Genomic DNA, 11418 nt, shown 5'->3' on the forward strand with positions numbered 1-11418 from the left:
CTGTAAGAGCGGAACCAATAGCGGCCATAACCGCAGCAACGGATATGCACCCAATACCGCGGAGCTACAAATTCCGGCTATGCCGATAATCACTGACCGCCTCATACACCGCCTTACGCAACCGGTTAATCCCCCCAATCGGCCGATGCGCCTCCACCCCAAACCACGGATTAAACGACTGATTATCACAAGCCAGATTCAACGCCGGCGTATCAAAATCCTGCGCCGGAATCACCACCTTGGCCACCGTCTCAAACGGCGCATCACTCTCTTTCCATTCAATGCTGGTGTCCTCGATCGGCATGAACTTCTGCGGATTCTGCCGCTGAATCTGCAACACAAAACACGCCGCCACCCGGTCCGTCGACAATTGCTGATTCAACGCACTGCGCAAAAAGTTCGGCAGGTCCTGATTCTGTTCAGGCAGCACATACGCAGGACACCCCTGGGGATCCGGCGCCACCCGAAACTTCGCATTCGCCGCCCCAAACTTATACGGCGACACCGAGAAATACGTCGTCTGCGTAGGACTCACCGGCGGCGGCGCCAACGTCGCCAGCGCGATAAACAAATGCCGCACCTGCCAACTGCGCGGATCCACCCCGGGGAAAAACGCCATGACTTTCTTGCCATCGGCCTGAGCCGAAACGTTCTGCGCATACTCCGCCACATCACTGACGAAAAAATTCGGATGGCTGAACATCACAAAGTCCTGCTCACCCCGCGCCTGCTGATCCGCCAGCAGCTGTTTGCCTGGCACGTCCAGCAACTTGATCGCCATCCCCCGGGCATCCCGGATGCTGTCGAACTGCGGATACGCATTGCCGTTGGACAGTCGCATCATCGCCTGCCAGGTCTTGCCCGGCTCGGCGAACACGCCCTGGCGCAGGGCCGGGTCGAGGTCCGCCAGTACGCTGACCTCGGCCTTCACGCAGCCATGGGCCTTGGCATGCGCATCCCGCAGGTAACGCGTGCCTTCGCGGTGCTGGTCGACGATGCGCACGGCGGTCTGGATGATGCCCTGGGTCATGGCCGCTTCACCCGGCGGGATCTGTTCATCCGGCGATACCGGGCCGCTGTGCTGCCAGGCAAACCACAGGGTGGACAGCAACCAGCCCAGCAGGCCCAGGCCCACCAGCCACAACAGGGTCTTGCCGAGAAACGCGCCGAGGCGCAGCCAAAGTCGAGCGAGCATTTAAAAATCCTTTTCTGCGAAGTCGGTTGGGTCAGGGCAGTTGCTGTTCCAGCGGGCCGCCCAGCACTTTCAAATATTCCAGCAGCGCCCAGCGTTCCTGGGGCAGCAAGCCTCGGCCAATCACCCCGTTGCCACGCTGCCCGGCACGGAATTCGTGGCCGCTGTTGTGGTTGCCGGTGATGCGCGTATCGAACAGGAACGCGTTGGGGAACGCGGCGGTTTGATAGCCCAGGTGGCGCGGGTCGTATTCGAAGGTGCCTTTATAGAAGGTCGGGCTGCGCTCGTCCTGAGGCGAGAGCAATTGGTAGATCGTCGGCACCGAGCCGTTGTGCAGGAACGGCGGTGTCGCCCACACCCCGGCCAGGGGCCGTGCCTTGTAGGCACGCAATTCGCGTACGCCGATCGGCAGGCCGAAGCCGTCCAGGCGCGGGCGTTCGGCAGGTGTCACACCGGCGGCACGGTAGGCGTGGTCTTCGACAAAGGCGGTGATGTAGGCCAGGCCTTTGGCTGAAGAGAGGCTGCGCAGGTCCAGCGGCTCGGTGGGCGTGGGGTGCAGTTCGACGTTCATTTTCGCCAACTCCGCCGGGTCCCATTGCAGGGCGCTGAGGTCGAAGCGGTGGTCAGCGATATTGTTGGCAGTAGCGGGGTCGGTGCCGATGACTTCCACCGGGAGCATTTTCAATTGTCGCACCGGGCGGCCATCGACCTGGGACACCACTGGCACGTGGCAGCCGGCGCAGTTTTCCGCGAACAGTGCGCGACCCTGGGCGGCCAGCGGTTTGTCGATGGCGCCGAACAGGTCTTCGGGCCAGGTGGGTGGCTTGAGCCGTTGCAGGGTTTCTTCGATGGTATTCAGGTCGCGCACCCGCACGCTGGAGGCGTAGCGCGCATCGCCCTGGAGCGGCTGGCCGGCGCTGTCGAAGAAGTCCAGGGTGGCGCCGACGCCCAGGGCTTCGCCGATATTGCGGGCCATGGGTTGTTGGGCCGAGCCATTCCATTGCACCCAGTCGAAGGTCCAGATGTCCCACAGTTGCGGGTAGTCCACCGGGGCGTTGGCGATGCGGTAGTTGTCGGGGGAAATGGCGTCGCCGAAGCTGGCGTTGGCGATACGGCCAAAGGCGTCGGTGCGGCCCGGGCCTTCTTCGGTGGGGTAGAGGCCGCGGTGGGTGTCGTTCCAGGCGACTTTGAGGAAGTTGTTCAGGGACTTCTTGAAGTCCTGGCGCAGTTGCGCTGCGGTCTGGTCGTTGTAGTCATGGCCCAGCACGGTGCGGGCAAAGCGCTCGAATTTCCACGGGTTGTAGTAGGTCGAGGCCAGGCTGGCGACCAGTGCCTGGCCGAAGCTGCCGCCGCGCAGGGTCGGCACGCTGGACGGCAGCACATGTTGCGCCGGGCCACCGTCGATCCGCAGGCCCTGGCCTTTGAAGTTCAACTGGCCGGTGTGGCAGGCGGCGCAGGTGATGTCGAGGAACTCATCATTGCTGCCGGCATTTTTATGCCGGGCGAAACCCACCGGCAGGTTGCCGGGGTTCTGCGCGGTGGGCACCTGCTTGGGGTCTACCAGAAAACCAAAGCGCGCCAGGTACTCGGGCGTGGCGAAACGCTGCTCGGAGAACGGAAGTTCCAAGGCGGTAAACCAGGCATAACGCAGGCCCTTGACCTGGGTGCCCTGGGGCGTGAAATAGTAGGTCTGGCGATCTGCGGCGCTCCATTGATCCTGGTAGTGCACCTGTTCCACTGGCACGTAGACCGGCAGCTTCGGGTTGACCACGTAATAGAGCACCACCGCCAGGACCAGGCCCAGCAGTATGAAAATCATCAGCAAAACACGGGAAAAAATGCGCAAGATAACTATCCTTGTCGAGTTGTAGCGTTCTTATGCCATCAGGCCAGCAGTGCGGCAAGTGGCCATGAGTCTCGTTCCAGCGCTGCTGCCGTCCGTTGCAGGGCCCTGGATTGAATGAAAATGCTTTTAAACACGTGAACTTATCAGAAGTTTCCTGCTCACATGCCGGTAGCCATTGGTCGTGGCCGCCTGATAAGCTCGCGACTTTACTCGAATGCCCTTTTGGCACACGAACAAGGAAATAGCATGAAACAGCATCGGTTGGCGGCGGCGGTGGCCCTGGTTAGCCTGGTACTTGCGGGTTGTGATTCGCAAACCAGCGTAGAGCTGAAAACCCCGGCGCAAAAAGCTTCCTACGGTATCGGCCTGAACATGGGCAAAAGCCTTGCCCAGGAAGGCATGGATGACCTGGACTCCAAAGCGGTAGCCCAAGGCATCGAAGATGCCGTCGGCAAGAAAGAACAGAAGCTGAAAGACGACGAGTTGGTCGAGGCGTTCGCCGCACTGCAGAAGCGTGCTGAAGAACGTATGACCAAGATGAGTGAAGAGTCGGCAGCCGCCGGCAAGAAATTCCTCGAAGAAAACGCCAAGAAAGACGGCGTTGTCACCACCGCTTCCGGTCTGCAATACAAGATCGTGAAGAAAGCCGACGGTGCCCAGCCAAAGCCTACCGACGTAGTGACTGTTCACTACACCGGCAAGCTCACCAACGGCACCACCTTTGACAGCTCCGTGGATCGCGGCAGCCCGATTGACCTGCCGGTCAGCGGTGTGATTCCAGGTTGGGTCGAAGGCCTGCAACTGATGCACGTTGGCGAGAAGGTCGAGTTGTACATCCCGTCCGACCTGGCCTACGGTGCCCAGAGCCCGAGCCCGGCGATTCCAGCCAACTCCGTGCTGGTATTCGACCTGGAACTGCTGGCCATCAAGGACCCGTCCAAGGCAGACGCTCCTGACGCACCGGCGGCTCCTGCTGCCAAGAAGTAATCAGCGCCTGAACACACAACGCCCCGTCTCGACGGGGCGTTGTTGTTTCTGGCCTGTGCGATCGTATGCGATCGTTCCCACGCTCTGCGTGGGAATGCATCCCGTGACGCTCTGCGTCACCATTGCGCATAGCTCAAGCCTAGCGCTAACAGCAAGCGCGGAGCGCCACAGGCGGCATCCCCACGCAGAGCGTGGGAACGATCAGCTGAATCCACGGCAAATTCAACCGAACCCATGCGGGCTAGAGCAGTCTGATAAAAGACCCGAGTACGGGTAGACGCAGATTATCTCCAAGTCAATGAATTCTTGGGTTTTTTTTATGTGCGCAAAAAACGCCCGATCTGACTGTAGGCCTTGTATTACGTGGCTTTCAGCCTGGAAAATAGGCTCTGTTCACAAGGTTATCCACAATTTGTGTGGATAACCTTTTCTGTCGCCTGGAACTGGAGTGACGATGAAAGCCCCGTTTAATTTCACCCGCTTCCTGCCCATGGCTGCTCGCCTGCTTGGCCGTGGGCGCTTGCCGACGTTGCTGTTCGCGGTCGCCGCCAAAGGCTCGAGCCAGGGCAACCGGCTGGGCAAGCTCAAGGACGACCTCAAGCTGCTCCAGGCCTTGTGCCTGGCCTACTGGCGCGGCGAGTACCGGGCCATCAGCCCCAAGGCGCTGATTTCGGTAGTGGCAGGGTTGATGTACTTCCTGAGCCCGATTGACGCGATCCCGGACTTTATCCCGGTGTTCGGCATGCTCGACGACATTGCTGTGCTGGCGTGGGTCATGAAGACCCTCGACGGCGAACTGAGCGCCTTTCGCGCCTGGCGCGAGCGTCAGCTCCCCGAGAAACTTGCGGTGGTTGAGCGCCTTCCTGCGACGCCTCAGCTGCTTACGCAAGAACACCTGAAAAAAAACTGAACCTTGGGAATATCCCCCTGCGCTCTTTGTGGCTGTTAGGATTACACTCCTAAGGAAAGTACTTACGAAGTAAGTGTTGTGATCCTACGGGGCAGTCATGGATATTCAGATAATTACAAAGGATGGCGAGCCCGAATATGCGGTTCTGCCATGGGCTCAGTATCAGGCGCTGTTAAAAGCCGCCGGTCAGCAACAGCCAACGCCTCCCGCTTCGACCATTAGCCAAGCCACTGCCGAACCGGATCTGCGCCCCCTGGAGCAGCTGCGAAGCCTGCGCGAGGCCAAGGGCCTGGCCATCGAGGTTCTGGCGCGCACAGTGGGCATCAGCCCGTCTTACCTGGGCCTGATCGAAAGCGGTGAACGCCAGCCGGACGCTGCCATCCGCCGCAGCCTGGCCTGGGAACTTGGCGTTGCAGGTTGGAGGGACGAAACGTGAGCGTACGCATCAGCCGTCAACATTGGGATGGGTTACTCAACGAGCTGGACCAGGCGCGCCGACAGCGCCACCTCTTGACCTACCGCGCCTTGCTGGAGCGCCTGCAATTTCCCACGCCGGCCATGCAGACCCTGACGGCTGCGCTGGAGCACCTGGCGGCGCTGGATGCCAAGGCCGACCAACCACTGCGCAGTTCCCTGGTGATCAGCCAGGGCGCCAGTCGCCTGCCACGTACCGGTTTCTTTGAATGTGTGGAGCGTCTCGGGCGCTTCTGCGGGCCGTCCGATGGCGTGGCCGCGGCGTCGTGGCACGCATCCGAAGTGGTGCGAGTATTTGAGTACGATTATCCAGAGTCAGCGGAGGCGTAGTGTTCTGGAAGCTCAAGGCGTATGCCAGTTACTGGCTGGCGCGCAAGTTGTTTCATTGGTCCTGGTTCGTGCGACAGCCGCGTGGCTGGCAGTGGCTTGAAGGCCAGTTCGCGCGCATGGCCAATCTGGGCGACGTAGGAGCACAGAGTTTCTACGGACATATCCTGACGTTTCGTGGCAAGGGCCTCGGCGCCCGTGAAGAAGGCGTGCGACTGTTGCGGCTGGCGGCCCTGGCCGGCGACGGCAAGGCGGCCTACCAGATTGGGGTGTTGAGCCTTGCGGGCAGCCTTGGCAAGGCGCCTGATCCGCTGGAAGCGGCACGCTGGTGGAAAATCGCCGCCCGAGCCGGGCACCCGTTGGCGCAGATGCGCCTGGAGCAACTCTGATCTAGAGCGGCTGCGGTTCTGCCTGGCCCAACTCCAGGCTGTCAATCACATGAATGCTGTAGCCCGCCACGTTCTTCGCGTGGTGCTTGGCTTGCGAGGCCAGTTCCGCCAACTGGCTGGCATCGAGTTGTCCACAGGCCTGTGGATACAAGTGCACCACGCCGATGGACAGCGACAGCAGCGCAAACTCCTGGCGCACGCCCTGGCGGTTCAGTGCAACGAAACAGCCCGCGTCCAGATGCTCGCTGCGATAGAAGCGCCGGCACTGGGTGTGGAAGTCGTCCAGCAACTGGTTCAGCCGCTTGCGCCAATCCTGCGGCCCCAGCACCAGCAAAAAGTCATCACCGCCGATATGCCCGACGAAGTCGCGGCTGGGGTCTACCCGGTCGTTCAGGCATTGCGCCAGGCACAGCAGCACTTCATCGCCCCGGCCATAGCCGTAGATATCGTTGAATGGCTTGAAACTGTCGATATCGACGTAGCAGATCACAGACTCGCGTTGTTGCTGCAACAGCCGCGTCAGGCACTGCTGGATGGGGACGTTGCCCGGCAGCAAGGTCAGCGGGTTGGCATAGCGTGCCTGCTGGATTTTCAGCTCGGTAATCAGCTTGAGCACATCGATCACCCGGCCCAGCCCCAGATAATCGCCGTTGAGGGTGATGATGAAATCTTCCTCGATCCGCTGGCGTGCGCGACTGGTAAGCAGGCGGCTGACCTGCTGCAAGGACTGGCTCAGTTCCACCGCGAGAAAGTCATCACTCATCAAGCGGCTGATGGGCTTGCGGGCGAACAGATCGGTGGCGAACGGCTTGAGTAGCGCATCTGACAGCGAGTGCCGGTGCACGATGCCAATCGGGTGGCCACGCTCATCCAGCACCGCCAGGGAATTGAGGTTGGCCTGGCGCCGAAAGGCTTCCAGGACCTGCGCCGTGGCAGTGTGCTGGCCCACGGCCGGTTGTTCGTTGAGCAGGGCGCTGAGGTCGCTGCCTTCGTCGTTCAGCGCGACGGTGGCGTTGTCGGGCTTGGGCAGCATCAACCGCGCTTCCTGCGGCGGGTGTTCCTGGGGGCGGCAGAGCAGGTAGCCCTGCACCAGGTCAACGCCCATTTCCGTGAGCACCGCCAACTCTTCCGGCAACTCGATGCCTTCGGCGATGACCTGGGCCCGGGAGGCCTTGGCGATTTGCAGGATGGAGCCGACAAACTCGCGCTTGAGGGCGTCCTGGTGGATGCCGTCGATAAAGTGTCGATCGATCTTCACGTAGTCCGGGCGCAGCTCCGACCACAGCCGCAGGCTGGAATAGCCGGCACCCAGGTCATCCAGGGCAATCGAAAAGCCCATGGCGCGGTAGTGGTGCAGCGCGGTTTGCAGCAGTTGAAAATCGTCGGTCGGGGTTTGCTCGGTCAGTTCGATCACCACCTGGCTGGGCGGGATGCCGAAGTCGCTGAGCAGTTGCAGGGTACGGCCGGGCTGGTGGGCGGTCTCCAGCAGGGATTCGGGTGAGACGTTGAGAAACAGCTTGCCCGGCAGTTTCTGCTCGCTGAACCGCCGGCAGGCACTTTCCCGGCAGACCATCTCCAGCTCACTGAGACGCCCGGCGTGACGGGCCACGGAGAACAGTGCGACAGGGGAGTGCAACGGGCTGTTGGACGGGCCGCGACTGAGGGCTTCATAACCGATGACGCGTCGTTCAGACAGGGAAATGATGGGTTGGAACAGGCTGTGCAAACTGCCTTGAGCCAGGATTGAGCCCAATGCATTCAGCTGTTCGGTCATGGTCATGATTTTCTCGGGTCGAAAAAAAAGGACCTGCTTTGGCAGGTCCTTCATTTCACGACAGAATGATGTCTATTTGATGACACTCCGAGGAGCGTTCACATTAAATCGCCATCATTTACTGCTTGGCCACCGTCTTGCTGATTTTCAAGTAGTCCAGCAGGATGCGCCCGGTCTCGCTCAGGTAGGCATCATCTTCCGGCTTGGTTTTATCAGGCTCGGCGGCGATCGCGTCTTCGTCTTCTTTCTTCAGCTCCTTGAGTGGAGCTTCGCCTTTGGCCTTGCGGCGGGCGTTCTCCAGCACCAGTTGCTGATTCTCGATGTCGGTGTGCTGCGCACGACGGTCGGCTTCGTTCAGGCTGACGGTTTTCTCTTCCATCAACTTCTTGGCCAGGGCCAGTTTGTCGCGGATGAAGATGAACTCGGCATCCTTGGCGGAGCGGGCTTCGTGATCAGCTTTCAACTCTGCGATGTACGGTTTGAACGGGTCTACCGCAGGCTTGATCGCAGGACGGATGGTGTCCCACGGCATCGCCTCGGGCAGGGCGCTCTCGCCGATTTCCTTGGTGTCGATGATCGACGGGAAATCGACGTCCGGCAGTACGCCCTGATGCTGGGTGCTCTGCCCGGAAACCCGGTAGAACTTGGCCAGGGTCAGTTTCAGCTCGCCATGGTTCAGCGGCTGGATGGTCTGCACGGTGCCTTTGCCGAAGGTCTGGCCGCCGATGATCAGCGCACGGTGGTAGTCCTGCATCGCGCCGGCAAAAATCTCCGAGGCGGATGCCGAGAGGCGGTTGACCAGCAACGCCATCGGCCCTTTGTAGAAGGCACCCGGGTTCTCGTCTTCCAGCACGTCGACACGGCCGTCAGCGTTACGCACCAGCACGGTCGGACCCTTGTCGATAAACAGGCTGGTCAGCTCGGTGGCTTCCTGCAGGGAACCGCCGCCGTTGTTGCGCAGGTCGATGACCACGCCGTCGACTTTTTCCTTCTGCAATTCTGTGAGGATTTTCTTAACGTCGCGGGTGGTGCTCTTGTAGTCCGGATCACCGGCGCGGAACGCTTTGAAGTCCAGGTAGAACGCCGGGATCACCACCACGCCGAGCTTGTAGTCCTTGCCATCCTGCTTGAGGTTGAGGACTTGCTTCTGGACGGCCTGGTCTTCGAGTTTCACCGCTTCACGGGTGATGGACACGATCTTGCTGGTCTGGTCGTTCGGTGCGTTGGTGTGCGGAATCACTTCCAGGCGCACCACGCTGCCTTTCGGCCCGCGGATCAGCTTGACCACTTCATCCAGGCGCCAGCCGACCACGTCGACCATCTCTTTGTCGGCCTGGGCCACACCGATGATCTTGTCGGCCGGGGCAACCTGCTTGGTCTTGTCGGCCGGACCTGCCGGCACCAGACGCACGATCTTCACCTGGTCGTTATCGCTTTGCAGGACGGCACCGATGCCTTCCAGCGACAGACTCATGTTGATATCGAAATTTTCCGCGTTATCTGGCGACAGATAATTGGTGTGCGGGTCGTAGGACATTGCGAAGGTGTTGATGTAGGCCTGGAAGATATCTTCGGCACGGGTCTGATCCAGACGTGCCAGCTGATTCTTGTAGCGCTTGGTCAACAGTTCCTGGATGGCCTTCGGCTCTTTGCCGGCGATCTTCAAGCGCAGGACTTCATCCTTGACGCGCTTGCGCCACAGGTCGTCCAGCTCGGCTTCGGTGGTCAGCCAAGGAGCGTCCTTGCGGTCAACCAGCAAGGTCTCTTTCTTGGTGAAGTCGAACTTGTCGACACCTTTGTCCAGCTCACCAATGGCGAAGTCCAGACGCGCTTTGACGCGGTCCAGGTAGCGCTTGTAGATGGTGAAGCCGGGCTGCAGGTCACCGCTCTTGAGGAAGTCGTCGAACTGCGTCTTCCACTTGTCGAACTCGGTGATGTCGCTGGCCAGGAAATAGCTGCGCGAGGGATCCAACAGCTTGAGGTAGCTGTCGTAAATGATCACCGAACGAGCGTCGTCCAACGGCGGCTTGCTGTAATGGTGGCGCTTGAGCAACTCGACGACGTTAAGGCTGGCAATCACCTCATCGCGATCAGGCTGAAGGTTGTCCCAGCTGTTGGCTGCGAACGTATTGCTCGACAGCGGCAAAAGGCCGATACCGATAAAAAGAGCGAGGGCGGTGCTGGGGAACAAATGCTTCATGCTGATTCGACGCGGGGGCAATTGATAACGCATATTAGGCCGTCTTTGAAGTCGCCGGTTCCATATGGGCCGGTCGCATAATGCAAAAAGCCCGACGCTACAGCAACGGGCTCAGTCCAGACTCACTATGGAGGCACTGTGAAAGCATTGCAAGGCGTTGAAGGTCATGTGGAGTGGCAAGAAGAGCCAAGTCCTACATGCGATGTAGGCCAAGTACGCATTCGCGTGGCGGCTGCGGGCCTGAATCGCGCCGATTTATTACAGCGTTCGGGGCTTTATCCGCCACCTCCCGGTGCCAGCCAGGTGCTGGGCCTGGAGTGTTCCGGGGTGATCAGCGAAGTCGGCGCCGGTTCGTCGTGGCAAGTGGGGGATCGGGTTTGCGCCTTGCTGGCTGGCGGCGGGATGGCTGAAGAAGTGGTGGTGGATGCGCGGCATGTGCTGCCGGTGCCGGAGGGTGTGTCCCTGGTGGAAGCGGCCGGGTTGCCCGAGGTGTACAGCACCGCGTGGCTGAATCTGTTCCAGTTGGCGGGCCTCAAGCCCGGTGAGAAGGTGTTGTTGCATGCCGGCGCCAGTGGGGTGGGCTCGGCGGCGATTCAGTTGTGCAAGGCGTTTAGCAGCCCGTGCTGGGTCAGCGTGGGGTCGGCGGATCGCCTTGCGTACTGTGAAGCGCTGGGGGCTCAGGGGGGTGTGGTACGTACTGACGGCATCGAGGGCTTGAGGGATTTTGGACCGTTCGATGTGATTCTTGACCCGGTGGGGGGGAATTACGCGGCGCTGAATCTCAAGCTGGTGGCGCGTGATGGGCGCTGGGTGTTGATTGGGTTGATGGGCGGGCGTGAGGCGCAGATCGATCTGGCGCAGGTGTTGGCCAAGCGTGTGCAGGTGTTGGGGTCGACGTTGCGCAGTCGGGATGATCAGTTCAAGGCTGACTTGTTCAGTGACTTGAGCCAGCATGTTTGGCCGTTGTTTGCCGAGGGGCGCTTGAGTCCGCAACTGGCCAGGACGTTTCCGATCAAGGATGCCGAGGCTGCGTTTGCGGAGCTGGCGACTAATCGGATTTCCGGGAAGCTGGTGTTGGTGATTGACGAGAGTCTGACCTGATTTCAGATGCGACATTTGTGTTGGGGGGGAGTTGGGCTGGGTGTATATCCGTTATTTTCGTAACGGCGACTATTGGTTCCGCTCTTACAGCGGCTCACTTTTGAAGAGCGCAAAAGTAAGCAAAACGCTCTTGCCCCACCACTCGGCACCTCGCTTAGGCTCGGTGTGCCCTCACTCCGGCTTTGGACCGTGGGCCGCCGTCATGGGCCATCCTTGGC

At 60.5% G+C, this 11418-nt stretch carries 10 protein-coding genes; 6 read left to right on the plus strand and 4 right to left on the minus strand.

The features are described from left to right. Positions 1–64: 64 nt before the first annotated feature. Together HX817_RS07455 and HX817_RS07460 are read right to left on the minus strand one after the other, a co-directional pair. Positions 65–1195 (minus strand): catalase family protein, encoded by a 1131-nt coding sequence (locus HX817_RS07455; RefSeq protein WP_102369619.1) that lies wholly within the window; start codon positions 1193–1195, stop codon positions 65–67. 31 nt (positions 1196–1226) lie between these two features. After that, on the minus strand, positions 1227–3038 hold the full coding sequence (locus HX817_RS07460; protein WP_177040056.1) for a di-heme-cytochrome C peroxidase: 1812 nt from the start codon (positions 3036–3038) through the stop codon (positions 1227–1229). 246 nt (positions 3039–3284) lie between these two features. On the opposite strand from HX817_RS07460, the gene HX817_RS07465 reads away from it, so the two are divergent. The 5 genes from HX817_RS07465 to HX817_RS07485 all read left to right on the plus strand — a co-directional run bounded on the left by HX817_RS07465 (position 3285) and on the right by HX817_RS07485 (position 6125). Further along, entirely contained in the window at positions 3285–4025 is a 741-nt protein-coding gene (locus tag HX817_RS07465; protein ID WP_177040057.1) for an FKBP-type peptidyl-prolyl cis-trans isomerase, read from the plus strand. 454 nt (positions 4026–4479) lie between these two features. Then, positions 4480–4935 (plus strand): YkvA family protein, encoded by a 456-nt coding sequence (locus HX817_RS07470; protein WP_003211120.1) that lies wholly within the window; start codon positions 4480–4482, stop codon positions 4933–4935. Between the two features lie 97 nt (positions 4936–5032). After that, positions 5033–5371, plus strand: coding sequence for a helix-turn-helix transcriptional regulator (locus HX817_RS07475; protein WP_003211117.1), 339 nt, complete (start codon positions 5033–5035; stop codon positions 5369–5371). Then, entirely contained in the window at positions 5368–5739 is a 372-nt protein-coding gene (locus tag HX817_RS07480) for a hypothetical protein (RefSeq protein ID WP_003211116.1), read from the plus strand. Before HX817_RS07475 ends, HX817_RS07480 begins: the two co-directional genes overlap by 4 nt. Continuing rightward, positions 5739–6125, plus strand: coding sequence for a sel1 repeat family protein (locus tag HX817_RS07485; protein ID WP_003211114.1), 387 nt, complete (start codon positions 5739–5741; stop codon positions 6123–6125). The genes HX817_RS07480 and HX817_RS07485 overlap by 1 nt, the downstream gene beginning before the upstream one ends. Before the next feature lies 1 nt (position 6126). Here the strand turns inward: HX817_RS07485 and HX817_RS07490 are convergent, their stop codons facing one another. Further along, positions 6127–7905, minus strand: a complete 1779-nt coding sequence (locus HX817_RS07490; RefSeq protein WP_177040058.1) for a bifunctional diguanylate cyclase/phosphodiesterase — start codon at positions 7903–7905, stop codon at positions 6127–6129. Positions 7906–8017: 112 nt separating this feature from the next. Continuing rightward, positions 8018–10099 (minus strand): carboxy terminal-processing peptidase, encoded by a 2082-nt coding sequence (locus HX817_RS07495; protein ID WP_023659269.1) that lies wholly within the window; start codon positions 10097–10099, stop codon positions 8018–8020. A 138-nt stretch (positions 10100–10237) separates the two neighbouring features. On the opposite strand from HX817_RS07495, the gene HX817_RS07500 reads away from it, so the two are divergent. Beyond that, a complete protein-coding gene (locus tag HX817_RS07500; protein WP_177040059.1) occupies positions 10238–11200 on the plus strand; it encodes a zinc-binding dehydrogenase in 963 nt (320 codons plus the stop codon). Positions 11201–11418: the final 218 nt, after the last annotated feature.

It is taken from the genome of Pseudomonas sp. C6002 (assembly GCF_013385805.1).
GTDB lineage: Bacteria > Pseudomonadota > Gammaproteobacteria > Pseudomonadales > Pseudomonadaceae > Aquipseudomonas.